Annotated in this window: 19 protein-coding genes; 13 read left to right on the forward strand and 6 right to left on the reverse strand. The window is 74.2% G+C overall.

Annotated features, from left to right (window positions below; genetic code table 11):
- The 12 genes from ACIP5K_RS31610 to ACIP5K_RS31665 all read left to right on the forward strand — a co-directional run.
- Positions 1–846: alpha-amylase family glycosyl hydrolase (locus ACIP5K_RS31610; RefSeq protein WP_401415069.1), on the forward strand; the 846-nt coding region annotated here is incomplete at its 5' end.
- Positions 831–1,907, forward strand: coding sequence for a LacI family DNA-binding transcriptional regulator (locus tag ACIP5K_RS31615; RefSeq protein ID WP_401415325.1), 1,077 nt, complete (start codon positions 831–833; stop codon positions 1,905–1,907). The genes ACIP5K_RS31610 and ACIP5K_RS31615, both read left to right, overlap by 16 nt.
- Before the next feature lie 295 nt (positions 1,908–2,202).
- Positions 2,203–3,903 carry a carbohydrate-binding module family 20 domain-containing protein gene (locus ACIP5K_RS31620; RefSeq protein ID WP_401415070.1) on the forward strand — a complete coding sequence of 567 codons (1,701 nt, stop codon included), beginning with the start codon at positions 2,203–2,205 and terminating at the stop codon, positions 3,901–3,903.
- A gap of 129 nt (positions 3,904–4,032) precedes the next feature.
- A complete protein-coding gene (gene pulA, locus ACIP5K_RS31625; protein ID WP_401415071.1) occupies positions 4,033–9,423 on the forward strand; it encodes a pullulanase-type alpha-1,6-glucosidase in 5,391 nt (1,796 codons plus the stop codon).
- Between the two features lie 108 nt (positions 9,424–9,531).
- Positions 9,532–11,214, forward strand: a complete 1,683-nt coding sequence (locus tag ACIP5K_RS31630; RefSeq protein WP_401415073.1) for a trypsin-like peptidase domain-containing protein — start codon at positions 9,532–9,534, stop codon at positions 11,212–11,214.
- 4 nt (positions 11,215–11,218) lie between these two features.
- Positions 11,219–13,357: a tetratricopeptide repeat protein gene (locus ACIP5K_RS31635; protein WP_401415075.1), complete on the forward strand. Its 2,139-nt coding sequence runs from the start codon at positions 11,219–11,221 to the stop codon at positions 13,355–13,357.
- Between the two features lie 86 nt (positions 13,358–13,443).
- Positions 13,444–14,916 (forward strand): VWA domain-containing protein, encoded by a 1,473-nt coding sequence (locus tag ACIP5K_RS31640; protein WP_401415077.1) that lies wholly within the window; start codon positions 13,444–13,446, stop codon positions 14,914–14,916.
- A complete protein-coding gene (locus ACIP5K_RS31645; RefSeq protein ID WP_401415079.1) occupies positions 14,913–15,866 on the forward strand; it encodes a hypothetical protein in 954 nt (317 codons plus the stop codon). Before ACIP5K_RS31640 ends, ACIP5K_RS31645 begins: the two co-directional genes overlap by 4 nt.
- Positions 15,863–17,122 (forward strand): ABC transporter substrate-binding protein, encoded by a 1,260-nt coding sequence (locus ACIP5K_RS31650; RefSeq protein WP_401415081.1) that lies wholly within the window; start codon positions 15,863–15,865, stop codon positions 17,120–17,122. The genes ACIP5K_RS31645 and ACIP5K_RS31650 overlap by 4 nt, the downstream gene beginning before the upstream one ends.
- 75 nt (positions 17,123–17,197) lie before the next feature.
- Positions 17,198–17,530 carry a CU044_2847 family protein gene (locus ACIP5K_RS31655; RefSeq protein ID WP_401415082.1) on the forward strand — a complete coding sequence of 111 codons (333 nt, stop codon included), beginning with the start codon at positions 17,198–17,200 and terminating at the stop codon, positions 17,528–17,530.
- A gap of 24 nt (positions 17,531–17,554) precedes the next feature.
- Complete coding sequence (locus tag ACIP5K_RS31660; RefSeq protein WP_401415084.1) at positions 17,555–18,196, forward strand: alpha-ketoglutarate-dependent dioxygenase AlkB family protein; 642 nt, start codon at positions 17,555–17,557, stop codon at positions 18,194–18,196.
- Positions 18,197–18,265: 69 nt separating this feature from the next.
- Positions 18,266–19,522, forward strand: a complete 1,257-nt coding sequence (locus ACIP5K_RS31665; RefSeq protein WP_401415086.1) for an ROK family protein — start codon at positions 18,266–18,268, stop codon at positions 19,520–19,522.
- Positions 19,523–19,549: 27 nt separating this feature from the next.
- On the opposite strand, the gene ACIP5K_RS31670 is transcribed toward ACIP5K_RS31665, so the two are convergent.
- The 4 genes from ACIP5K_RS31670 to ACIP5K_RS31685 are packed head-to-tail and all read right to left on the reverse strand — an operon-like array spanning position 19,550 to position 22,048.
- The gene (locus tag ACIP5K_RS31670; protein WP_401415088.1) at positions 19,550–20,470 is read right to left on the reverse strand and encodes a phosphotriesterase; all 921 of its coding nucleotides are present in this window, start codon (positions 20,468–20,470) and stop codon (positions 19,550–19,552) included.
- Positions 20,467–21,051, reverse strand: coding sequence for a DUF4865 family protein (locus ACIP5K_RS31675; protein WP_401415089.1), 585 nt, complete (start codon positions 21,049–21,051; stop codon positions 20,467–20,469). Before ACIP5K_RS31675 ends, ACIP5K_RS31670 begins: the two co-directional genes overlap by 4 nt.
- Positions 21,052–21,064: 13 nt before the next feature.
- On the reverse strand, positions 21,065–21,460 hold the full coding sequence (locus tag ACIP5K_RS31680) for a cupin domain-containing protein (RefSeq protein ID WP_401415090.1): 396 nt from the start codon (positions 21,458–21,460) through the stop codon (positions 21,065–21,067).
- A gap of 9 nt (positions 21,461–21,469) precedes the next feature.
- On the reverse strand, positions 21,470–22,048 hold the full coding sequence (locus ACIP5K_RS31685; RefSeq protein ID WP_401415091.1) for a TetR/AcrR family transcriptional regulator: 579 nt from the start codon (positions 22,046–22,048) through the stop codon (positions 21,470–21,472).
- Between the two features lie 155 nt (positions 22,049–22,203).
- Between ACIP5K_RS31685 and ACIP5K_RS31690 the strand changes: the two genes are divergently transcribed.
- Positions 22,204–22,503: an SHOCT domain-containing protein gene (locus ACIP5K_RS31690; protein ID WP_401415093.1), complete on the forward strand. Its 300-nt coding sequence runs from the start codon at positions 22,204–22,206 to the stop codon at positions 22,501–22,503.
- An 81-nt stretch (positions 22,504–22,584) separates the two neighbouring features.
- On the opposite strand, the gene ACIP5K_RS31695 is transcribed toward ACIP5K_RS31690, so the two are convergent.
- Complete coding sequence (locus ACIP5K_RS31695; protein ID WP_401415094.1) at positions 22,585–23,517, reverse strand: PRC and DUF2382 domain-containing protein; 933 nt, start codon at positions 23,515–23,517, stop codon at positions 22,585–22,587.
- A gap of 480 nt (positions 23,518–23,997) precedes the next feature.
- Positions 23,998–24,495, reverse strand: coding sequence for an ATP-binding protein (locus tag ACIP5K_RS31700; protein WP_401415096.1), 498 nt, complete (start codon positions 24,493–24,495; stop codon positions 23,998–24,000).
- Between the last annotated feature and the right edge of the window lie 157 nt (positions 24,496–24,652).

Genomic DNA, 24,652 nt, shown 5'->3' on the forward strand with positions numbered 1-24,652 from the left:
CGGATCTTCGTCGCGGAGGCATGGACACCCACCGTCGAGCGCACGGCGAACTACGTGCGGCCCGACGAACTGCACCAGGCCTTCAACTTCCAGTACCTCAGCGCTCCGTGGGAGGCGACCGAACTCCGGAGGATCATCGACTCGTCGTTGGACGCGATGCGTCCGGTGGGGGCGCCGGCGACGTGGGTGCTGTCGAACCATGATGTGACGCGGCATGCGACGCGGTATGCGAATCCGCCGGGTCTGGGCACGCAGATCCGGACGGCCGGGGACCGGGAGGTGGGGTTGCGGCGGGCGCGGGCGGCGACGTTGTTGATGCTGGCGCTGCCGGGGTCGGCGTATCTGTATCAGGGTGAGGAGTTGGGGCTGCCGGACGTGACGGATCTTCCCGACGAGGTGCGTCAGGATCCGTCGTTCTTCCGGGCGCAGGGCCAGGACGGGTTCCGTGACGGGTGCCGGGTGCCGATCCCGTGGACGCGCGGGGGAGCGTCGTACGGGTTCGGTGAGGGCGGCAGCTGGCTTCCGCAGCCCGACGGTTGGGGGGAGTTGAGTGTGGAGGCGCAGACCGGTCGGGAGGGCTCGACGCTGGAGCTGTACCGCTCGGCGCTGGCGGTGCGCCGTGCCCAGGACGGTCTGGGGGCGGGGGACCGTGTCGTGTGGCGGGAGGATGTGCCGGCGGGGGTGCTGGTCTTCGAGCGGCCGGGCTTCGTGTGCACGGTGAACACCACCGGTGATGCGGTGCGGCTCCCGGCACCGGGGGCGGTGCTGCTGGCGTCGCGTGCGGTCGAGGTCGCGGACGGCGTGGTCGACCTGCCCGCCGACTGCACCGTCTGGTGGACCGTGTGACGCTCTCCCCGCCGCAGGGTGCCGCCGAGAGCGGCGGCACCCTGCGGCTCCACGACGTCGCGACGCAGGCACAGGTCAGCGAGGCCACGGTCAGCAGGGTCCTCAACGGCAGACCCGGCGTCGCGGCGGCCACCCGGCAGAAGGTGCTCGCCGCGCTCGACGTCCTCGGCTACGAGCGGCCGGTGCGCCTGCGCCGGCGCAGCGCCGGACTCATCGGGCTGGTCATCCCCGAGCTGACCAACCCGATCTTCCCGGCGTTCGCACAGGTCATCGAGCAGGTGCTGGCCGGGTACGGCTACACGCCCGTGCTCTGCACGCAGATGCCGGGCGGCGCCACCGAGGACGAACTCGTCGAGCAGCTGGAGGAACGCGGCGTCAACGGCATCGTGTTCCTGTCCGGGCTGCACGCCGACACCACGGCGGACGCGGCACGCTACCTGCGGCTCACCGAGCGCAAGGTGCCCTACGTCCTCATCAACGGCTTCAACGAGCACATCGACGCGCCGTTCGTGTCGCCCGACGACCGCTCGGCGGCCCGGATGGCCGTCCGCCACCTCGTCGACCTCGGGCACGAACGCATCGGCCTGGCCATCGGCCCGACCCGGTTCGTGCCCTCCCGGCGCAAGGCCGAGGGATTCGTCGCCGCCCTGCACGCGATGCTCGGCCGGCCGCGCGAGGAGGCCGAACAGCTGGTCCAGCGCACCCTGTTCACCGTCGAGGGCGGCCACGCGGCCGGCGGCGCCCTGCTCGACCTCGGCTGCACCGGCATCGTCTGCGGCAGCGACCCCATGGCGCTCGGCGTCATCAGGGCCGTGCGCGAACGCGGTCTCGACGTGCCGCGCGACGTCTCCGTCACCGGCTTCGACGACTCGCCGCTGATCCCGTTCACCGACCCGCCCCTGACCACCGTGCGCCAGCCCGTGCAGGCCATGGCCACGGCGGCGGTCGGCGCCCTCCTGGAGGAGATCGGCGGAACGCCCGTACAGCGCACGGAGTTCGTGTTCCAGCCCGAGCTGGTCGTGCGCGGGTCGACCGCGCAGCGCGCGCGCCGCACCGCCTGACCGGAGGTGCCGGGTGCCGCCGGTCCGGACGCCGGGCGCGTGGGGCCCGGCGCGGCCGGGCCCCCGGCGCCGGACCGGAAGCGTGGTCGAACGTAACACCGCTGGAATATTTGCGTAAGTCCTTGCAGGGAGAATCCGCGGTTTTCCCCAGCGAGTTGAGAACGCTCTGTCCAAAGGGTTGACCGTGCTGACGGTCCCTCATACGGTCGCCCCGCAATCACTTGCAGCAAGATTCAACCGATCCCCCCGACAGGCGTACGGGCATGGCGCGTTGCCCTTCCGAACAGGAGGAACCATGGCCAGAAAGTCCGTGGCTGCCGCACTCGCCGTGCTGGCGGGAGCCGCTGCCGCCGTCACGGCACCGGCCCCCGCACAGGCCGCAGCACCCGGCACGAAGGACGTCACCGCCGTGCTGTTCGAGTGGAACTTCGCCTCCGTGGCGAAGGAGTGCACGAACACCCTCGGCCCCGCCGGGTACGGCTACGTCCAGGTCTCCCCGCCGCAGGAGCACATCCAGGGCTCCCAGTGGTGGACCTCGTACCAGCCCGTCAGCTACAGAATCGCGGGCCGGCTCGGCGACCGGACCGCCTTCAAGAACATGATCGACACCTGCCACGCGGCGGGCGTGAAGGTCGTCGCCGACTCCGTCATCAACCACATGGCCGCGGGCTCGGGCACCGGCACCGGCGGGACCTCGTACACCAAGTACGCCTATCCCGGCGTCTACTCGGCCGCCGACATGGACAACTGCACGGCGACGATCAGCAACTACCAGGACCGCACCAACGTCCAGGAGTGCGAGCTGGTCGGTCTCGCCGACCTCGACACCGGCGAGGAGCACGTCCGCGCCACCCTCGCCGGCTACCTGAACGACCTGCTCTCCCTCGGCGTCGACGGCTTCCGCATCGACGCCGCCAAGCACATGGCGGCCGCCGACCTCGCGAACATCAAGTCGCGGCTGACCAACCCGGACGCGTACTGGAAGCAGGAGGTCATCTACGGCGCGGGGGAGGCCGTCTCGCCGGGCGAGTACACCGGCACCGGCGACGTCCAGGAGTTCCGCTACGCGCGCGACCTCAAGCGCGTCTTCAGCGGCGAGAAGCTCGCGAGCCTGAAGAACTTCGGCGAGTCCTGGGGCTACCTCCCCTCCGGCCGGGCCGGCGTCTTCGTCGACAACCACGACACCGAGCGGGGCGGCGACACCCTCACCTACAAGGACGGCGCCACCTACACCCTCGCCGGCGTCTTCATGCTGGCCTGGCCGTACGGCTCGCCCGACGTGCACTCCGGCTACGAGTGGACCGACAAGGACGCGGGCCCGCCCGACTCCGGTGCCGTCGGCGCCTGCTACACGGACGGCTGGAAGTGCCAGCACGCCTGGCGGGAGATCGCGGGCATGGTCGCCTGGCGCAACACCGCCCGCGGCGAGGCCGTCACCGACTGGTGGGACAACGGCGCGAACCAGATCGCGTTCGGCCGCGGCGCCAAGGCGTACGTCGCCCTCAACCACGAGTCGTCCGCGCTCACCCGCACCTTCCAGACGTCCCTGCCCGCGGGCGACTACTGCGACGTGCAGAGCGGCAAGGGCGTCACCGTGAACTCCGCCGGCCAGTTCACGGCGACCCTGGCGCCGAACACCGCCCTCGCCGTCCAGACCGGAGCCAGGACCTGCGGCGGCGGGAGCGGCACCCCCACGAACCCCACCACCGGAGCCTCCTTCCACGTCACGGCCACCACCTCCTGGGGCCAGAACATCTACGTCACCGGCGACAAGGACCAGCTCGGCAACTGGAACACCGGCAACGCCCTGAAGCTCGACCCGGGCGCCTACCCGGTCTGGAAGCTCGACGTGCCGCTGCCCGCCGGAACCTCCTTCGCGTACAAGTACCTGCGCAAGGACGCCGCGGGCAACGTCACCTGGGAGAGCGGCGCCAACCGCACCGCGACCGTCACCTCGTCCGGCGTCGTCGCCCTCACGGACACCTGGCGCAACTGACCTCGCCGACCCCACCGCAGCGGCACGTCACACCAACCACCTGAACCCCTGCCATCCCACCCGCCCCACCTGTTCCACCGACCGCCCGGTGCCCCGCCTCCCCGCAGGCACCGGGCGGTCCGGCTCCGTATGGCCGTCCGCACCCGCGGAACCGTTCCAGAAAGGCCCGACAAGGTGAACCGAAGAACCGGCGCGCGCGGCGCGTCCCGCACCAGGGCGGTGACGGTCGCGGCCGTCACCGCGCTGCTCGCCACCGCGCTGCACACCGCCACCACGGCGTCGGCGGCGCCCGCCCCGCCCCGGCCGCCGTCCGACGCCGCGCTGGCCGCGCAGCCCGCCCGCGACGACGCGACGCGCGAGCAGTACTACTTCGTGCTCCCGGACCGGTTCGACAACGCAGACACCGGCAACGACCGGGGCGGACTGACCGGAAGCCGCACCGCGACCGGCTTCGACCCCACCGACAAGGGCTTCTACCAGGGCGGCGACCTCAAGGGCCTGACCCGCAGGCTCGACTACATCAAGGGCCTCGGCACCACCGCGATCTGGATGGCGCCGATCTTCAAGAACAAGCCGGTCCAGGGCAGCGGCGACAGCGCGAGCGCCGGATACCACGGCTACTGGATCACCGACTTCACCCGCGTCGACCCGCACTTCGGCACCAACCAGGACCTGGAGACCCTCATCGCCCGGGCGCACGCCAAGGGCATGAAGGTCTACTTCGACGTCATCACCAACCACACCGCCGACGTCCTCACCGACACCGAGCAGACCCACGCCTACCGAGGCAAGGGCGCCTACCCCTACCTCGACACCCAGGGCCGCCCCTTCGACGACACGGCCGACCCCGGCCGCCCGGTCGACGAGGACTCGTTCGCGTACACACCGACGACCGCGCCCGCCGAGAAGGACGTCAAAAGACCGTCCTGGCTGAACGACCCGACCATGTACCACAACCGCGGGGACTCCACCTTCGCCGGCGAGAGCGGACTGAACGGCGACCACACCGGCCTCGACGACCTGTGGACCGAACGCCCCGAGGTCGTCCGCGGCCTGGAGCGGATCTACGAGAAGTGGGTCGAGGACTTCGACATCGACGGGTTCCGCGTCGACACCGTCCGCAACGTCGACATGACGTTCTGGACGCAGTGGGCCACCGCCCTCGACGCGTACGCCGCGCGCCACGGCCGCGACGACTTCTTCATCTTCGGCGAGACCTACTCCGCCGACCCGGCCGTCACCGCCCCCTACGTCACCGAGGGCCGCCTCGACGCCACCCTCGACTTCCCCCTCCAGGACGCCCTGCGCCGCTACGTCTCCCAGGGCGGAGCCGCGAGCGAACTGGCCGGCGTCCTCGCGCAGGACTACCGCTACACCACCGACAAGGCCAACGCCTACAACGAGGTCACCTTCCTCGGCAACCACGACATGGGCCGCTTCGGCTCCTTCCTGAAGACCGACAACCCGAAGGCGGACGACACCGAACTCCTGCGGCGCGACCGGCTCGCGAACGAACTGCTGTTCCTCGCCCGCGGCAACCCCGTCGTCTACTCCGGCGACGAGCAGGGCTTCACCGGCGCGGGCGGCGACAAGGACGCCCGCCAGACCCTGTTCGCCTCCAAGGTCGCCGACTACCTCGACGACGACGAGATCGGCACCGACCGCACCCACGCGGACGACGCCTTCGACCCCGCGCACCCGCTGTACCGGGACATCGCCGCCCTGTCGAAGCTGCGCAGGAACAACCCCGCGCTCGCCGACGGCGTCCAGAAGGAGCTGTACGCGAAGGGCTCCGTATACGCGTTCTCGCGGACCGGCGACGACCGCGAGTACGTCGTCGCCGTGAACAACGCCGACGAGCCGAAGACCGTGCAACTGCCCGTCGAGTCCGCCACGTTCACGAAGGTGTACGGCGGCTCGGGCACCGCGACCGCCCGGAACGGCACGGTGGAGGTCACGGTCCCGGCCCTCGCGTCGGCCGTGCTGCGCGCCGACGGCCGACTGCCCGCCGCCCACGGCAGGCCCACGCTCACCCTGAAGGCCCCGCGGGCCGGCGCCACCGGCACGGTCACCGTCACCGCCGACCCCGGCGCCACCACCGGCGCCCGGGTCGTGTTCGCCGCCCAGGTCGGAACCGGCCGCTGGAAGACGCTCGGCACCGCCGACCACGCCCCCTACCAGGTCACCCAGGCGCTCTCCGCGAAGGTCGCGGCCGGCACCGCCCTGCGCTACAAGGCCGTGGTCGTGGACCGCGGCGGACGCACCGCGCACGCCCTCGCGTCGACGACGGCCGGACAGGCCCCCGCGGCCGAGAGACCGAGCGCCGTGGACCGCGCCCACGCCGTCGTGCACTACCGGCGCGCCGACGGCGACTACGCCGGCTGGACCCTCGCGTCCGGCGACAGCACGGGAGCGTTCACCGGACGCGACGCCTACGGAGCCTTCGCCTGGGTGCCGGTCCCCGACGGCGCGAACTCGCTGACGTACACCGTCCGCAAGGACGGCACCGCCGACGGACCCGAACGCACCGTCGACCTGGCGAGGACCGGCGAGGTCTGGGTCGAGCACGGCGAGGACGGGCAGTCGACGACCCGGCCCGACGGCGTCTACCCCGCCCCCGACACGACCAGGGCGATCATCCACGTCCACCGCGCCGACGGCGACTACGCCGGCTGGGGACTGCACACCTGGACCGGCGCCGCCCAGGGCACCGACTGGACCAAGCCGCTCGCGCCGACCGGTAAGGACGCCTACGGCATCACCTTCGACGTGCCCCTCGCCGAGGGCGCGACCTCGCTCAGCTACATCCTCCACAAGGGCGACGAGAAGGACGTCCCCGGCGACCGCTCCCTGGACCTGACCACGTACGGCCACGAGGTGTGGCTGAACTCCGGGGACACCGACTACCTGCTGCCGTCCGTCGGGTCGGCCCCCGACCTCGACCTCGGCGCGGCGCGGGCGCAGTGGATCGACGCCACCACCGTGGCCGTCCCCGGCTCCGTCGCCTCCGGGGCCGCCGCCTCCACCCAGCTCGTGTACGCCCGCGACGGCGGCATCACCGTCGAGGACGGCGCGCTCAGCAGCGAGGGCCGCTGGCTCCGGCTCACCCCCGCCACCCTCACGGACGCCCAGAAGACGGCGTACCCGCACCTCAAGGAGTACACGGCGTTCACCGTCGACCCGCGCGACCGCGACCGCGTGCGCCGGGCGCTCGACGGACAGATCGTCTTCACCCAGCGCCTCGCGAACGGCGCGCTCGTCGCCGCCACCGGCGTGCAGACCCAGGGCGTCCTCGACGACCTGTACGCCGCCCGGGCCCGACGGACCCCGCTGGGGCCGGTGTTCAGGAACGGCAGGGTCACCCTGTCCGTGTGGGCGCCGACCGCGCACACCGTCGCACTCGAACTCGGCGGCAGGAAACTGGCGATGCGGCGCGACGACGCGAGCGGGGTCTGGTCCGCCACCGGACCGGCGGCCGCCTGGAAGGGCGAGGAGTACCGGTACGCCGTGACGGTCTGGGCGCCCAGCGTGCACAGGACCGTCGTGAACAAGGTCACCGACCCCTACTCCGTCGCCCTCACCGCCGGCTCCGGACGCAGCCTCGTCGCCGACCTCGACGACCCTGCCCTCGCCCCCGAGGGCTGGGCGTCCCTGACCAAACCCCGGGCCGTCGCCATGAAGGACGCCCAGATCCAGGAACTCCACATCCGCGACTTCTCCGTCGAGGACCGCACAGCGGCCGAGAAGCACCGCGGCACCTACCTCGCCTTCACCGACAGGAACAGCGACGGCTCCAGGCACCTGAGGAAGCTCGCCGCGGCGGGCACCTCGTACGTGCACCTGCTGCCCGCCTTCGACATCGCCACCGTCCCCGAGGGCACGTCCCGCCCCGCCGCACCCGGCTGCGACCTCGCGGCGTACCCGGCCGACAGCGAGCGGCAGCAGGAGTGCGTCGCCGCGAGCGCCGCAGAGGACGCCTACAACTGGGGCTACGACCCCTACCACTACACCGTCCCCGAGGGCTCCTACGCCACCGACCCCGACGGCACCGCCCGCACCGTCCAGTTCCGGCAGATGGTGAAGTCCCTCAACGACGACGGCCTGCGCGTCGTCATGGACGTCGTCTACAACCACACCGCCGGCAGCGGCCAGGACAAGACCTCCGTCCTCGACAAGATCGTGCCCGGCTACTACCAGCGGCTCCTCGCCGACGGCTCCGTCGCCACCTCCACCTGCTGCTCCGGCACGGCGCCCGAGAACACGATGATGGGCAGACTCGTCGTCGACTCCGTCGTCACCTGGGCCAAGGAGTACAAGGTCGACGGCTTCCGCTTCGACCTGATGGGCCACCACCCCAAGGCCAACATCCTGGCCGTGCGCGCCGCCCTCGACGCCCTGACCGTGCAGAAGGACGGCGTCGACGGGAAGAAGATCATCCTCTACGGAGAGGGCTGGAACTTCGGCGAGGTGGCCGACGACGCCCGCTTCGTGCAGGCCACGCAGAAGAACATGGCGGGCACCGGCATCGCCACCTTCAACGACCGCTCCCGCGACGCCGTGCGCGGCGGCTCCCCGTTCGACGAGGACCCCGGCGTCCAGGGCTTCGCCAGCGGCCTCTACACCGACCCCAACGCATCCGCGGCCAACGGCACCGCGGCCGAACAGCGGGCCCGCCTCCTGCACTACCAGGACCTCATCAAGGTCGGCCTGAGCGGCAACCTGGCCGGATACCGGTTCACCGACACCGACGGCAAGCAGGTCAAGGGCTCCGACGTCGACTACAACGGCGCAGCCGCCGGCTACGCGGCGGCCCCCGGCGACGCCCTCTCCTACGCCGACGCCCACGACAACGAATCGCTCTACGACGCGCTCACCTACAAGCTGCCCGCCCCGACCGGCACCGCCGACCGCTCCCGCATACAGGTCGTCGCCCTGGCGACCGCCGCCCTCGCGCAGGGACCGGCGCTCTCCCAGGCCGGCACCGACCTGCTGCGCTCCAAGTCCCTCGACCGCAACGCGTACGACAGCGGCGACTGGTTCAACGCCGTCCACTGGGACTGCCGCACGGGCAACGGCTTCGGGCGCGGGCTGCCCCCGGCCGCCGACAACCGGGCCAAGTGGCCCTACGCCCGACCCCTGCTGGCCTCCGTGCCGGTCCCGGACTGCGCGGCGATCGACGGGACCTCCGCCGCGTACCAGGACCTGCTGCGGATCCGCACCGGCGAGTCCGCCTTCCACCTGTCCACCGCCGCCGAGGTCCAGCGGAAGCTGTCCTTCCCGCTCTCCGGCGAGGACGAGACCCCCGGCGTCGTCACCGCCCGCCTCGGCGACCTCGTCATCGTCTTCAACGCGACCCCCAAGGCGCAGCGGCAGACGGTGCCGGACCTCGCGGGCACGGGCTACCGCCTGCACCCGGTCCAGGCGGGCGGCTCCGACCCCGTCGTCAGGACCGCCGCGTACGACAAGGGGTCCGGCACCTTCGCCGTGCCCGCCCGCACGGTCGCGGTGTTCACCCGCTGACCCGAACCCCTCGGCCGGCCCCGGCACGGGAGCGAACCGCTCCCGTGCCGGGACCGGCCGCCCGACGCCTTCTGTCTCGGACGTCAACACCTGTACTAGCGTGGCGACATGACGCCGGATCAGCGGCCGGACAGGCCGTGGCGGGTACGGATCGACGACCGGCACGGAGGCCCCTGCGGGGCGGGCGTGCTGCTCGACGACCGATCCGTGCTGACCTGCGCGCACGTCGTCCAGCAGGCCGAGGCCCACCCGGCGGCGGGCCCCTCGGCGTACCTCCGGGTCCGCAGCGCCGTCTGCGCACCCGAGTGGCGACGCACCGCCCGCGTCGTCGAGGACGCCTGGGCCTTCGAGGACGGCTCCCGGCGCGGCGACGTCGCCCTGCTGCGCCTGGACGAGCCCGTCGAACACGCCGGGCTCACCGAACTGTGGAAGGTGCCCATCTCCGGCGGCCAGGTACGGGTCTACGGCTTCCCCACCTTCGAGCCCTACGGCATCGGGGTCGACGCCGAACTCGCCGGGTCCGGCGGCCGGGCCGGCGAATGGGGCCTGCTCAACCGCATGCACGACGGGCGGCCCTGGATCCAGCCGGGCTACTCCGGCGCCGGCGTGATGGCCCTCGACGGCGCGTTCGCCGGACAGGTCATCGGCATCGTCGTCGCCGACTACATCGACGAGAACGGCAGGGCCGCCTGGATGGTCCCGGTCGACACGATGCAGACCTACCTGGGACGGCGGATCGACCCCTACGTGCGCGGCGTCGGCATCGAGGTGCCCTCGCGCGGCGACCCCGCCGCCGACCTCGGCGACCCGCTGCAACTGGCCCTGACCCAGGAGCTGGCCCGCCTCCTCACCGGCGGCTGGGCGGGCGTCGCCCTCGTCGCCACCGGACGCCGGACCGGGCCCGGCTCCTCCTGGCTGGTCCGCCTCACCGAGACCTCGCGCGCCCCGGCACCCGACGGCGGCGCGCCACGCGGCACCGCTCTGCCGTTCGGCGCCGTCGACGCCGCCTACGACGCCCGCGGCAGGACCACGCAGGAGGTGGGCGCCTATCTCGCCCACCGGTTCGGCTTCGGCCACGACGGGGAACCCGCGGACCTGGTGCGCCGGCTGCTGCGCCGCAGACCCCCGCCGTTCGTCATCCTCGACGGCGTCGACGGCGCCGCCGACCCCGGCCGCCTCCTCGCCGACCTCCTGATCCCGCTCGCCCGCGACGCCCGCACCCGCGGCCTGCGCCTCGTCCTCGGCTGCGGCGGCGAACCGCCCGCCGACCTGCCGTACCACGTGCACCTCGACCCGACGCCGCTGCCCGGCGCCGACCCCCCGCGCACCGTCACCGAGGACCGGGCGCGGGCGGCCGTCGTGCGGCTCGCGCGGGCCGAGGCCGAGGCGCTGGCCGCCGAACGCACGACGGCCCGCCGCTTCCTGGCCCCGCCCCGGCTGCCGCACGGCCGCGCACCCCGGCTGAAAGTGCGGCTCGCCGTCGCCCGCGCCACGTTCCCGCACGCCGAGATCGCCGCCATCGAGGACCGCGCCCTGGCCGCCGCCGCCGACGTCGACGCCTACCTCACGGAGGTGCGCGCGATGGACGCCGCGCACGAGGACCTGACCGTCCGCCTGGAGCTCTACCGCGCCCTCGCCGAGGAGCACTTCGGCGCCGCCGACCCCGAACTCGGCACCCTGTTCACCGCGGCGAACCGCGCCCTGCGGGCCGCCCCCGTCGACCTCGCGGCCGCCGCCCGGCGCGTCCCGCGCTACGCCGCGGCCGTCAACCGCCGCATCGCCGAAGGGTGACGCCATGACCCGATGCAACCGCCCCGCGTGCGGGCGCGGCACGCTCGACACCGACGGGTTCTGCCCGGTCTGCGGCCTCAAGGCGCTGCCGCCCGCCCCGTCCTCCGCGGCGGGCCGGGGCGTCGCGCAGGTGCGGCCCGACCCCTGGTACGGCCTCACCCTCGTCGACGACACCCGGCTGCCCGACGCACCGGGCGCCGCCGCGGCGGGGGAGCCGGGCCAGGAGACCGGCCCCGTCGCGGAGGAGCACCGCTACTGCCACAACCCCGGCTGCGGCCGGCCCGTCGGACGCAGCGCGGACGGCCGCCCCGGCCGGATCACCGGATTCTGCGCCCTGTGCGGCACCCGCTTCGACTTCACCCAGGTCGCGGGCCTCCTCATCGCGGGCCGCTACGAGGTGCGCCGGCTCCTCGGGCAGGGCTCGTACGGCGTCGCCTACCTCGCGTACGACCGCAACCTCAAGACCGACGTCGTCCTGAAGGAACTGCGCACCGCGCTGGCCGGGTCCGACCGCGAACGCGACGTCCTCGTCGGCCTGCGGCACGACGCCATCGTCCGCATCCTCGGCTACGAGGAGGAGCACGGCCGCACCTACCTGGTCCTGGAGTACGTGCCGGGCGAGGCGCTGCGCGCCGCGGGCGGCGACCGGCTCGCCACGTTCCTCGCGCACGGCCTGCGCCTGCTCCAGGCCCTCGACTACCTGCACGCCCGCGGCCTGCTGCACTGCGACGTCAAACCGCTGAACATCATCCGCTTCGCCGAGACCGCACCGTCCGGCGCCCTCGACCGGGTCCGGCTCATCGACTTCGGCGCGGTCCGCTCGGTCACCGACACCGCGCCGCTGTCCGAGTACACCGAGCGGTACGCACCGCCCCCGGGCGACGCCGAGTACACCCAGGGGCCGACCCCCGGCTTCGACCTGTACGGGCTCGGCGTGACCCTGGCCGAGACCTCCCTCGACCTCACCAAGGACCCGTCCGCCCCCGGCGTGCGCTCCCTCCAACTGCTCCTGGACCGGGCCGTGCACGGCGCCGGGCCCCAGCGCCGGTTCACCTCGGCACGGCAGTTCGGCGAGCAGCTCAGCGGCGTCATCCGGCAGGTCGTGGCCGCGCCCGCCACCGGCCGCCGCGTCACCCGCGCCTCGGCGCTGTTCGGCACGCTGCCCGAGGCGCTGCACGGCGGGCTCGGCGCGCCCCGGCCCCTCGGCCACTGGGCGCGGGCCGCCCTGGAGCGGCCCACCGCCGACGCCCCGGCCCGGCTGACCCTGCCGCCCCTCTTCGAGACCCCCGGACCGCGAGCGGTCGCGGCGGCCCTGCCGATGCCCGTCCACGACCCCGACGACGCCGACGTCACCACCGCCGTGCAGAGCCGCCTGGACGCCTGCCGGACACTGCTGCGGGCCGACGAGACCGAGGAGGCGGCCACCGTCCTCGACGCTCTGCCCCTGCCCGCCGCGCACTGGCTCACCCACTGGTACCGCGGCCTGCTCGCCCTGCGCGCCACCGACCTGTCCCGGGCCACCACCCACTTCACCCACGTACGCGAGACGCTGCCCGGCGAACTCGTGCCGCAGCTCGTGCTCGGCCTGTGCGTCGAGGCCGCCGACCCCACGCTCGCCACCACCCACTACCGCACCGTCCTCACCACCAGCCCCGCACTGGGCGCCGCCGGATTCGGCCTGGCCAGAACCACCCACCGCGCCGACGGACCCGCCGCCGCGGCCCGCATCGTCGACGGACTGGCCCAGGAGTTCCGCTTCGCCCGCGAGGCGCACATCGCGCGGTTCCGGCTCTCGCTGGAGCAGCCGGGACCGGCGCCCGACCCCGCCGCCGCGGCGGGCCTCGGACTGGCCGAGGCCGAACGGGCCTCGCTGGCCGCGGAGTCGGCGTACGCGGAGTACCTGCGCACCGGGGACCGGCTCGCGCTCTCCCACGCGATCCGCGCACTGGCCCCGCACAGCGCGGACGAGCGGGACTTCTTCGCCCTGGTCGACCTCGCCAACGAACTGCGCCCCGAGAGGAGTTGGCCGTGGTACGCGGGCCGCAGACCGCGGGCCGGGACGGACGCCGGCCCTCCGGCCCGGCCGGGCCGAAAGATGCCTGCGGGAGGCAACAATGAGCGCCTCTTCCGTTCCGGAACGTGACCGGAGGGACTACGCTCCCCTGGTCCGCACAGGACACACACGACACAGGCAGCCGTCAGCTGCGACGAGGGAGTCGTGAGAGATCGATGGGGGACGCACCACGTGCGGCGCTGGACTTCACCATGGAGCTGCACGCGCCGGGGGACCTGAGCCGTGCCGCCGAGCGCGCGGACGCGCTCGTGACCGTGCACGCCCGCCCGCGGGACCCCACCGCGCCCGGCGCCGGACCCGGCGCCGCGCCCGCCACCGCCGAGATCCTGCTCATGGACCGGTCGCTGTCCATGTCCGGCGCCGGCCGGCTCGACGAGGCCAGACGCGCGGTGTGCGCGGCCATCGACACCCTGCGCGACGGCACCCTGTTCGCCGTCGTCGCCGGGGACCACGAGGCCACGGTCGTGCACCCGCCCGACGGCCGTGCCCCCGTCCCCGCCGACGAGACCGCACGACGCGAGGCGAAGGCCGCCGTGCACGCCGTGCGGGCCCAGGGCGGCACGCGGATCGGCGCCTGGCTGGAGTGCGCCCGCCGCCTCTTCGACGCCGCCGCCGTCGACGGCGTACGGCACGCCGTGCTCTACACCGACGGCAAGGACGAGCACGAGACCCGCGAACAGCTCGACGCCGTCCTCGACGCCTGCACCGACCGGTTCACCTGCGACGTCCGCGGACTCGGCGGCGACTGGGAGTACCGCGAACTCCACCGCATCGCCGAGGCGTTGCACGGCTCGTCCGAGGCCGTCATCGACATCGCCGACCTCACCGCCGACTTCCGCGCCCTCATGCACGCGGCACGGCAGGTCGTCGTGCCGCACGTGTATCTCGGGCTGCGGTGCAGCGAGCTGTTCACCCTCGACCGGATACGCCAGACCGCCCCGGTGGAAGCCGACCTGACCGGCCGCCTCCTGCCCTCCGCGACGGACGACACGGTCCACATCCCGCTCGGCGCCTGGTCGCCCGGCCTGCGCCAGTACCAGATCACCCTCCGCCTCGACCGGGCCCGGGCCCCCCTCGACACGGACCTGCGGGCCGCCTGGATCGCCCTGCACGCCGAGGCCGGCGACGGGCCGGAGCTGGCCCCGACCGTCCCCATGGACGTACGACGCAGGTCGATCCCGTCCGGCCCGGCCACCGCGTCCCCCGAACTCACCCGCGTGGAGCGGATGCGCGCCCTCGGCACGGCCATCCGCGCCTGCACCGACGCGTACGCCGCCGGCGACCTCGCCCGCGCCGACCAGGAACTGCGGGCGGCGCTCGGCCTGGCGGAGGAACTCGGCCGGCCGCAGAAGGCGGCCGAGCTGCGGGCCGTCGCCGAACGCGGCCCCGACGGCCGGCTCGTCCTGCGCCGCACGGTCACGCGCGCGGAGATGCAGCGCCTCGCCCTCGACTCGACGCGGACCGGCTACCCGGACGACAGCCCGACCGGCGCGGCGCCCGTCGACTCGGTCGCCAGTGACCCCCTCGACGGGCCCGCCCGCTGCCCGCACTGCCGGGCGGCCCTGCCCACGCCCCGGGCCAGGTTCTGCGAGGAGTGCGGCAAGAGCGTCGACGGCGGCGGCGCATGACCGCCACGGCCACGGCGCGCCGGCGCGCCCAGCTGTCCGCGGGCTGGCGCGACCTGCGGACCGCGCACCCGGTCCGGATCCTGCGCCTGCTGCGCACCGGACTGCTGGCCATGGTGTGCGCCACCGCCGTCGTCTACCTCGCGACCGCCACCCAGGGCGGACAGGAGGTCACCACCGCCCGGCACAGCAGGACGGCCGACGACCAGCTCAGCGACGCGCGCGACGCGGTCACGACGGCGGACCGGGCGCTCGACGACGCGACCCGCACCGGCCAGATCGAACTGATCGGCCCCGGCGCCACGTTCGCCAACGCCACGGCCCGCATCGGCACGCTGCTCACCGCCGCCGCCCAGGGCAACGCGGCGGGCGCGACCGGCCGCGCCCAGTTCCAGTTCGTCCTCGGCAAACTGCTCATCTGCCAGCAGCTCGTCACCACGGCGGTCAGCGACTACCCGCACAACGGCACGGTGGGCGTCGACAGCGCCCGCGCCACCCTGACCGCCCCCCGGCTGCGCGACCCGGACACCGGCCGGGAGACCCCGGGCACCGGCGGCCTCGGCGCCTCCATCGAGGACCTCCGGCACCTCCAGAGCGCCGGTCTCGCCCGCCAGCGCGACACCGGCTGGCTCGACCCCGTCCAGCTCTGGGGCCTCGCCCTCGCACCGGCCGTCGCCGCGCTGGCCCTGTTCTGCGCCACCGCCCGCGTCCTCGCCGCCCACTTCCGCCGCCCGGTCGGCGGACACCTGGTCGCCACCCTCGCCCTCACCCTGGCGGTCACCGGCGTCTCCGTGGGCCTGACCTCGTGGGACGAGTCCCGCCTCGCCCTCCACCCGGCCGCCGGCCACCCGGCCGTCATGGCGCTCGTCCTGCCGGCCCTCGTCGTCGCGGGCGTCCTCAACCACCTCGCCCACCGCCCCCGCCTCGCCGAGTACCGGTACGGGCGCTCATGACCACACCCGTACGGCACCGGGCCGTCGCCCACCTCCTCGGCATCCTGGCCCTCCTGGTGGGGCTGACCGCGTGCGCCGGCTCCGACGACCGGCACGTGACGGTGATGGTGCCCTGGACCGCGCAGGACGAGTTCGGCGCCTTCTACTCCGTGGTCAAGGACTTCGAGCACGACACCGGCATCCAGATCGACGTCCAGGTCACCCGCGCGCTCACCCAGCAGCTCGACGCCGCGGTCACCGCGGACGCCCCGCCCGACCTCGCCGTCCTGCCCAGCCCCGCCGCCATCGCCCGCTACGCGCCGGGCGACCTCGAACCGCTCGACGCGCGGACCGCCGACTCGGGCGCCTACCTGGAGCCGTTCCGCTCACTGGCCCGGGTCGACGACGTCACGTACGCCGTCCCCGTGAAGATCGACGTCAAGAGTCTCGTCTGGTACGACACCACGACCACGGACCGGCCCCGCACCCGGTCGACCGACGCCCTGGACCGCTACGCGCGGGACGGCCGGCTCGGCTGGTGCCTCGGTCTCGCCTCGGGACCGACCTCCGGCTGGCCGGGCGCCGACTGGATCGCCGACATCGTGCTGGCCGACGCGGGCCCCGACGTGTACGCGGGCTGGGCCGCCGGCCGGCTGCCCTGGACCACCGCGGCCGTCGAGCGCGCCTGGAGCCGCTGGGGCGACCTGGTCGGCGCCGGAACCCTCGGCAAGGCGTCCGACGAGGGCTTCACCGAGGCCACCCGCTCCATGGCCGAGGCGAAGCCCGCCTGCCGCCTCGCCCACGGGGCCCGCTCGGCCCTCGCCGCCGCGGTCCAGAAGGAGCCCCGCTTCGACTTCGCCGGACCCGCCGACCGGGCCCCGCTGGAGGTCTCCGGCGACTTCATCGGCATGTTCACCGACGACAACCCCGCCGCCCGCACCTTCGTCCACTACCTGTCCGGCGCGCGGGCCCAGCAGAAATGGGTCGACGCGGAAGGCTCGGCCGCCTTCTCGGCCAGGACCCGCGGCATCGTCTACCGCAACGAGGCCCGTCGCCGCGTCGCCGCCCTGCTGTCACCCGCCTCCGGCCATCCGCTGTGCTTCGGCGCCGCCGACACGATGAGCCCCGACACCGCCGCCGCGTTCTACCGGGCCGTCCTCGACTACGCCGACGGCGGCGCGGACGTGCCCAAGCTGATGGACCGGCTGCAACGCGTCCAGAGCAGCCTCGGCGCGCAGCAGGTGCGCCAGGACGACATCTGCTCCGACCCCGGCTGACCACCCCGCCCACCCGCACACCTGTCCACCCGCCCATCACGCCTCATCGCCGCCCATCACCGCCCGAGGAGACCCGTGCCCGAAGCCGTCCAGTTCGTTCTCGCCGACGGGGAGACCACCGTCCTCGTCTCCGCACCCCGCCACGGATCCGGCACCGTCGGAACCGGCGACGGGCTGCGCCGCGCCCAGCGGTCCCTGCGCACCGCCCTCGCCCCCATCACCTCCGCCGCCGCCGAGGTCATCGACCAGTTCCGCGCCCACGCCGAACGCCCCGACGAGATCGAGGTCTCCTTCGGCGTGACGCTCGACGCGTCGCTCGGCGCCATCATCAGCACCGCCAAGGCCAGCACCCACCTCGACGTCCGCCTACGCTGGAACGCGCCGAGAGACGACACCCCGACCAGCTAGGGGCGCGAGAAAGGGCGGTGGCCGGTGAGTGGTCTGTTCCCCCGGGAGCGGCGCGAGGTCGCCCCGGGCGCCGTCCATGTCCCCGACTGGCTGGACCCGCAGGAGCAGCGCACCCTGCTGACCTCCTGTCGCGCCTGGGCCCGGCCGCCCGCCGGCCTGCGCACCGTCCGCACCCCCGGCGGCGGGGAGATGAGCGCGCGCCAGTTCGGCCTCGGCTGGCACTGGACCCCGCGCGGCTACTCCCGCACGGCCGTCGACGGGGACGGCGCCCCCGTCAAACCCATGCCCCCGGAGCTGGCCGCACTCGCCGCACGGGCCGTCACCGACGCCTTCGGGAGCCCGCCCGGCGCCGCGTACGACATCGCGCTCGTCAACCACTACGACGCTGGGGCCCGCATGGGCATGCACCAGGACCGCGACGAGGACGCGGTCGAACCCGTCGTCTCGCTCAGCCTCGGCGACCGCTGCGTCTTCCGGTTCGGGAACCCGCGGACGCGCACGAAGCCCTACACGGACGTGGACCTGCACAGCGGGGACCTGTTCGTCTTCGGCGGCCCGGCCCGCCTCGCCTTCCACGGCGTGCCGCGCATCCATCCCGGCACCGCGCCCGCCGGTCTCGGTCTCACCGGGCGGCTCAACATCACGCTACGGGTCAGCGGCTGGTGACCACACGGAGTGAGGGGTCGCCGTGCACCGGCTACCATTCCAGACCGTGATCAGGGCGAGGAGTTGCTGATGGGCGGCAGGGCGGCCTCCGGAACCGGGAGCCAGACGACGGGCGGGGGCCCCGCACGGCCACCGCGCCTGGAGCGGGGCCGCAGCGCCCTCGGACCCGCGCTCGAACTCGTCCACACCGGACGCGCGCCGACCCGCGCCGTGCTCACGGCCGAACTCGGGGTGACCCGCGCCACGGCGGGCGCGGTCGCCGCCGAACTGGAGGCGCTGGGCCTCATCAGGATCGACGCCCGGCCGAGCGCCGCCGCCGGCTCCCAGGGCCGCCCCTCGCACCGCCTCTCCGTCGCCGAGGACGGCCCGGTCGCGCTCGCGGCGCAGGTCCACTCGGACGGCTACCGGGTGGCGCTCGTCGGGCTCGGCGGCCGGGTCGTCGCCACCACGCCGGGCTGCGAGATCATCGACCCCGACCCGGCGGACGTCCTGCGTTCCGTGGTGGAGGCCGGCGTCCGGCTGCTGGCGGCGAGCGGCCGGGTCTGCGTCGGCGCGGGCCTCGCCGTGCCCTCCGCCGTCGCCGAACCCGACGGCACCGCCCTCAACCCGCTGCACCTGGCCTGGCCCGCGGGCTCCCCGGTCCGCGAGATCTTCGCCGACTGCGTGCGCGAAGCGGGCCTGGGCGTACCCGCGTTCGCCGCGAACGACGTCAACCTGGGCGCGCTCGCCGAACACCGGCACGGCGCCGGGCGCGGCGCCCGCGACCTGCTCTGCGTCGCCACCGGGCACCGCGGCGTGGGCGGCGCCCTCGTCCTCGACGGGCATCTGCACACCGGCAGTTCGGGACTGGCCCTGGAGGTCGGCCACCTCACCGTCCACCCCGAGGGCCGGCCCTGCCACTGCGGCAGCCGCGGCTGCCTGGACGTCGAGACCGACCCGCTCGCCTTCCTCCTCGCGGCGGGCCGCACCCCCGACTCCGACGGCTCGCTCCTGCACCAGGCGCGCGAACTGCTGCTCACGGGCCGCGACGACCCGGCCGTCCGCGCCGCCACCGAGGCCCTGGTCGACCGGCTCGGCCTGGGGCTCGCGGGCCTGGTCAACATCCTCAACCCGGACCGGATCATCCTCGGCGGCCTGCACCGCGCCCTGCTCGACGCGGCGCCCGAACGCCTGCGCGCCGTCGTCGCCGACCGCAGCCTGTGGGGCCGCAGCGGCGGCGTCCCGATCCTGGCCTGCACCCTCGACCACAACAGCCTGGTCGGGGCGGCCGAACTGGCCTGGCAGCCGGTCCTGGACGACCCCCTCGGAGCCCTCGCGGCCCCGTGACGGGCCCGGCCCGCCGCGGGCCGCCGCTCAGCGCCACTCCACGGCGAACGCCGCCGCCGGATTGGTGACGAGCACCTGCCCGACGACGTCCTCGCCGAGCGCCGCCACGAGCCGGGGCCGCACCCGCCGCAGCAGATACGGCAGGCCGGGCCCGCCGTCGACCGACCGGGCCCCCGCGGTCGTCGTGTCGCCGCCGAGCAGCAGCCGGTGCGCGAACCCGGCCTCGGCGAGCGCCGCCATCGCGTCCGGCATCCGCCAGTCCGTCGCGTGCTGGGCCCGCGACGGCCCGTCGAAGGCCAGATAGGCGCCCGAGCGCGCGGCCTCCCGGTGCGTCACGAAATCGGGGGAGCGGTTCAGGTGGCCGAGCAGGATCCGGTGCGCCGGGACCTCCAACTCCCCGCAGAGCAGGTCGAGCACGTCCAGCGCGCCCGTCCCCAGCTCGTGGTGGACGGCGATCGGCGCCCCGGTCGCGTGGTGCGCCTCCGCGGCGGCCCGCATGGTCCAGCGGGCGTGCGCGTCCAGCGCGTGGAACCCGCCCGCCACCTTGATCAGCCCGGCCCGCACCCCGCTGGCCGCGATGCCCTCGGTCAGCTCCCGCACGAACAGCCCGGCGAGGTCGGTCCGCCGTTCGGCGAGCAGCTCCGGCGGGTAGTGCGCGCTCTGGTGCAGCCCCGTCGCGGCGACGATCCGGACACCGGTCGCCTGTGCCAGGGCGGGCAGCTCCGCGGCCCGCCGGCCCAGGCCGTGGGGCGTCCACTGCACGACGGTCCCGCCGCCCGCGGCGGCGAACGCGGCCAGCTCCCGCCGCGCCAGGCCGACGTCGTCCAGCTCCTGCCCGGGAAGGAGCGGGCTGCGGAAGAAGAGGTGGTCGTGGGCGTCGACGGTCCCCAGCCGCGCCGGATCGAGGTCCCCCTGCACACTGCGGACGACGGCAGATGGCGTCTTCACCACTGCCGTCCCCGCGGGAGCCGGTCGCGCTCGGGCTGCGAGACGTGCAGGACCTGGAAGACGTCACCGGACGCGCGGGGCTCCGCGTGCTCCCAGAGGGAGAACGTCAGCAGCTCCCAGGTGCGCGGGTCGATCCCGCAGGCCGCGTACAACACGCCGTCCGTGGCGGCCAGTTCGTCCGTCCTGGCCGCGGCGCGGGCCGCCAGGTCGGGCAGCGGGACCGCGGCGCCGATCGGCGTCCGCTCGCGCACGGCGGCCCGCGCCGTCCCGTCCGGCGCGGCGCCCTCCCCGTACGCGACACCCGTCCAGTGCTGCACCGTGGGGCGGCCGAAGTCCCGCACGATGCCCTGGAATCCGGCGCCCCACAGGAAGGAGTTCATCCCCGCCGCGGTGGTCCAGAGGTAGAACGGCGCGTACTGGTTGACCGGCGATCCCTGCACCCCGCGCTCGCGCATCAGGTACGTCTTGACGCCGAGCCCCGGGAAGTCGTCGAGCAAGTGGCCCCTGAGGGCGACCCGTTCGCGGATGACGCCCATGTCGTAGTCGGCGGGCAGGGTGATCTCGTACTGCATCGCGTGCATGCTCGTGGGCCTCTCAGTGGGCTCGGTGGGCGTCGTCGACGTGCGCGCCCCAGCAGGCCGTCGTCCCGTCGGCGGCGGCCTCGACCGCCGCCAGGTGCGTCATGAACGTCCGGGGTCCGGCGCCGTGCCAGTGCCACTCGTCCGGTTCGATCCACACGGTGTCGCCCGCCCGGATCACCTCCACCGCGCCGCCCTCGCGCTGCACCCGGCCCTCGCCCTCCTGGACGTGCAGCACCTGGCCGTGCGGGTGGGTGTGCCAGGCGGTGCGGGCGCCCGGGGCGAACCGGACGGTGAACAGACGCATCCGGGACGGCGGGGCGGGCGCCGCGATCTCGTCCAGCCAGACCAGGCCGGTGAAGTTCTCGGCCGGTCCCCGTCGCGTCTCGGGGCGGCTGCGGGTGATGTCCACGGCGGGTCCTCAGGCGGCCGGAGCGGGGGAGGGCTCGAGCAGGGAGAGCAGGCCGCGCACGCCCGCGTCGAAGGCGTCCGTCCCGCCGGACGCGCGCGCCAGCACATATCCGCCCTGCACCGTCGCCACGACCGCCGCCGCGATGTCGCCCGGCACCAGGTGCGCGGCGAACTCGCCGCTGTCGACGCCCTCTTCGACGATGGCCGCGAGCCGGTCCCTGACGTGCGCGATCGTCTCGGCGACCGGGGCGCGCAGCGCCTCGCTGGCGATCACGTCCGGGTCCATCGTCAGCCGCCCGACCGGGCAGCCGCGCAGCACCTCGCGCTCGCGCAGCAGGTACGACGCGATACGGTCGTACGCCGGACCGTCCGCGCCGAGCAGCCCGTCGACGGCCGCCCGCATCTCCTCGCCGGTGCGGCGGATGGCGGCGAGCGCGAGGTCCTGCTTGCCGGTGAAGTGGTGGTACATGCTGCCCTGCCCGACCCCCGCACCTTCGAGGATCGCCTTCGGGCTGGTGCCGACGTAACCGCGCTCCCACAGCAGCTCGCGCGTGGTCTCGATCAACCGCTCCTGCGTACTGGTCTTCATGACCGTACCGTACATACTAGTAGTTACAACGGCAAGTCCGGTCGCCTCCCGGACGTACTCCCACGGGGGTACGCGGAGAGCCGCTGGCCGTACGACGACGGGGACCCCCTCGCGGCGGGAGGCTCGAACCACCACCATCAAGGGAGTTGAGTCAGATGCAGACCCTCGCGCAGTTCGGCCCCGGCGACGGCCCCGGGCCGTGGATCCTGTTCCTGCCGCTGATCTGGGCGGCCGTGGCGATCGGTGTCGGCACGCTGCTGCGCCGCACCGTCTGGCGCGGGCGCCGCGGCCCGTGGCGCCCCGGACCGGTCGTCGACGAGCGCTCGCCGATCGCGGTGCTCGGCCGCCGGTTCGCCGCCGGTGAGATCGACGAGGACGAGTACTGGCGCCGGCTGTCCGTCCTGGACGCCGAGTTCGGGCGGAGCGCCGCGGGCGGCAAGGGCGGCGCGCTCTGAGCCGTCGGGCGCGAGGGCGGGCCCGGCCTCACGGCCGGGCCCGCCCTCGTCGTGCGGTGCCGGTGACGGGTGCGCGACGCGTCAGCGGCGCGGGCCGCCCCGGCCGGGCTTGCCCTCACCGGGCAGGCCGCGGTCGTGCTTCGGGTCGTCGTACTCGATCCGCTCCTTGCGCACGGTGTCGGAGACCTCCTTCGTCTCCGTGACCTTCTCCGTCTCCAGACGGACGCGCTCCACCGGGACGGTCTCCTTGCTGACGACCGCACGCTCGGCGTGCAGGGTCACCTCGGTCTCCGCCTCCTCGATCGTGCCGCGCCTGCCGTCGGCCTCGGTGATCGGCTCGCGCACCACGCGGACCTCTTCGTGGGACAGCGGAACCGACGTGGTCACGTTCTCGGTCTCGACCACCTTGCGCAGGTGCGCGTGGCCGACCTCCTGCTCCTCGACCCCGACGCGCAGCCGCTCCTCGGAGCGGATGAGCTCCGTCTCCTTCTCCGGGGTGTCGGCGGCGCCGCGCAGCGCGGGCTCCCGCGCACCGGCGGCGTGCCGGCCGGTGGACTCGCCCGTGGCGTGGCCGGCGGCACCGGCCGCCGTGCCCGCACCCGCCGCTCCCGCCGCGCCGTGGACACCGGGGGCGGCGGCCGGGCGCTCGGGGCGGTTGCCGGCGGCTCCGGCGGCACCGGCAGCGGCGCCGGTGGGCCTGGTCAGGCCGTAGTGCGCGTACAGCTCCTGCTGCTCGTCCTCGTCCAGGTGCTGGTCGGCCTCGACGCGGGGCGCGTCCTTGACGGCCTCCTTGGTGTACATCACCTGGAGGCGGTCGTCCGTGCGGGACGCTCCGTTGAGCGGAACGAAGGTCTCCTTCATACCGAAGAGGCCGGTCTTGACGGTCGCCCAGCCAGGCTTGCCGGTCCGGTCGTCAAGGTAGACCCGCTCGACGCTGCCGATCTTCTCCCCGGTGCGGTCGTAGGCCGTGAGCCCGACAAGGGCATCGGGGTTGTTGATCTCGCCCTGCGTCATGCGTGATCACTCCCTCCGGAACATGGGGGCGGCCGGGAGCCACCTGCTTGGCCATGTGCCTTGTCTCCATGGCGCGCGACAACCGGACGGCGCGCAACAAGGAGCTTCACCCCCAGTAGCGAGAATGCCGGGCGGAGGGCCGTTCGGGGCGTGATTGCTGGGGAGGGGGCGGCCTCGGGCGAGTCACCCCGACTGAGCCGAACGGGTGAACCCGACACGGGCCCACGCCGACCCCGGCGGCCCGTCGGGCCGAGGCGCCCGTCCTCGCCCCGGCCCCCTCCCGCGCCCCCACGCACCGGCTCCCCACGACCACGCACCCGCGTCCGCCGCCGCGCTCAGGGCGCGGCGGCGGACGCGGGTGCGTGGTCGTGGCGTGGGGCGCGACCCGGCCGGACACGCCGGACAGCAGGGCGGGTTCACGCCCGCCGTCGACCCCGGGAACCCTCGCCGGGGGACGGCCGGAAGGACATCACCGCCCGGTCAGCCTGCGACGGCCGACCGGGCGGGAGCATGCCGGGGCGCTTCGGCGCGGAGCGCGGCCGCCGTCGCGTACACCGGGAGGGAGGGCAGCGCCACCGCGGGCGAGGGTACCGGAAGGGCGAACCAGACGACCTTGCCGCCGTCGATGTGCGGCCTGACTCCCCAGCTCCTGCTCACCGAGGCGACCATGGCGAGCCCCCGTCCGCAGGTCGCGAGCGAGTCCGCGGTCCGCACCTCCGGCAGCCGGGGATCGTGGTCGCGCACCGACAGGGTGAGGCAGTTGCGGAAGAGCTCCAGCTCCACGGTGCACCGCTTGTCCGGCTCGGCGTGCCGGTGGACATTGGTGAGCAGCTCGGTGATCCCGAGCGCCGCCAGGTCGATCAACGGATCGAGATGCCAGTGGCGCAACTGCGCCGAAACGATTCTGCGGACCTGGCCGATCCGCGACGGCAGGGCCTGAAGCTCCACCATGCAATGCCTGCTCGGCTGGCTGATCACGGCTGCGACTCCCCGAATTGGGTCCGGAAGAAGACGAGATCGGATCGAGCGGAGCGACCGTGACACGGCAGGGTCGCCCGCTGCGGTGACCGGCGGGCTGGTTCGCAGCGTGATCGCCGGTAAACCCTGAGTAGTGATGTGTGACCAGAGTGACCCA

The organism is Streptomyces sp. NPDC088785 (genome assembly GCF_044750685.1).
Classification (GTDB): domain Bacteria; phylum Actinomycetota; class Actinomycetes; order Streptomycetales; family Streptomycetaceae; genus Streptomyces.

What these genes read in the sequence shown, in the direction of transcription:
- ACIP5K_RS31620 (WP_401415070.1), top strand. Translation starts at nt 2,203, where the DNA reads ATGGCCAGAAAGTCCGTGGCTGCCGCACTCGCCGTGCTGGCGGGAGCC.
- pulA (WP_401415071.1), top strand. Translation starts at nt 4,033, where the DNA reads ATGGCCGTCCGCACCCGCGGAACCGTTCCAGAAAGGCCCGACAAGGTG.
- ACIP5K_RS31630 (WP_401415073.1), top strand. Translation starts at nt 9,532, where the DNA reads ATGACGCCGGATCAGCGGCCGGACAGGCCGTGGCGGGTACGGATCGAC.
- ACIP5K_RS31635 (WP_401415075.1), top strand. Translation starts at nt 11,219, where the DNA reads ATGACCCGATGCAACCGCCCCGCGTGCGGGCGCGGCACGCTCGACACC.
- ACIP5K_RS31640 (WP_401415077.1), top strand. Translation starts at nt 13,444, where the DNA reads ATGGGGGACGCACCACGTGCGGCGCTGGACTTCACCATGGAGCTGCAC.
- ACIP5K_RS31645 (WP_401415079.1), top strand. Translation starts at nt 14,913, where the DNA reads ATGACCGCCACGGCCACGGCGCGCCGGCGCGCCCAGCTGTCCGCGGGC.
- ACIP5K_RS31650 (WP_401415081.1), top strand. Translation starts at nt 15,863, where the DNA reads ATGACCACACCCGTACGGCACCGGGCCGTCGCCCACCTCCTCGGCATC.
- ACIP5K_RS31665 (WP_401415086.1), top strand. Translation starts at nt 18,266, where the DNA reads ATGGGCGGCAGGGCGGCCTCCGGAACCGGGAGCCAGACGACGGGCGGG.
- ACIP5K_RS31675 (WP_401415089.1), bottom strand. Translation starts at nt 21,051, where the DNA reads ATGCACGCGATGCAGTACGAGATCACCCTGCCCGCCGACTACGACATG.
- ACIP5K_RS31685 (WP_401415091.1), bottom strand. Translation starts at nt 22,048, where the DNA reads ATGAAGACCAGTACGCAGGAGCGGTTGATCGAGACCACGCGCGAGCTG.
- ACIP5K_RS31690 (WP_401415093.1), top strand. Translation starts at nt 22,204, where the DNA reads ATGCAGACCCTCGCGCAGTTCGGCCCCGGCGACGGCCCCGGGCCGTGG.
- ACIP5K_RS31695 (WP_401415094.1), bottom strand. Translation starts at nt 23,517, where the DNA reads ATGACGCAGGGCGAGATCAACAACCCCGATGCCCTTGTCGGGCTCACG.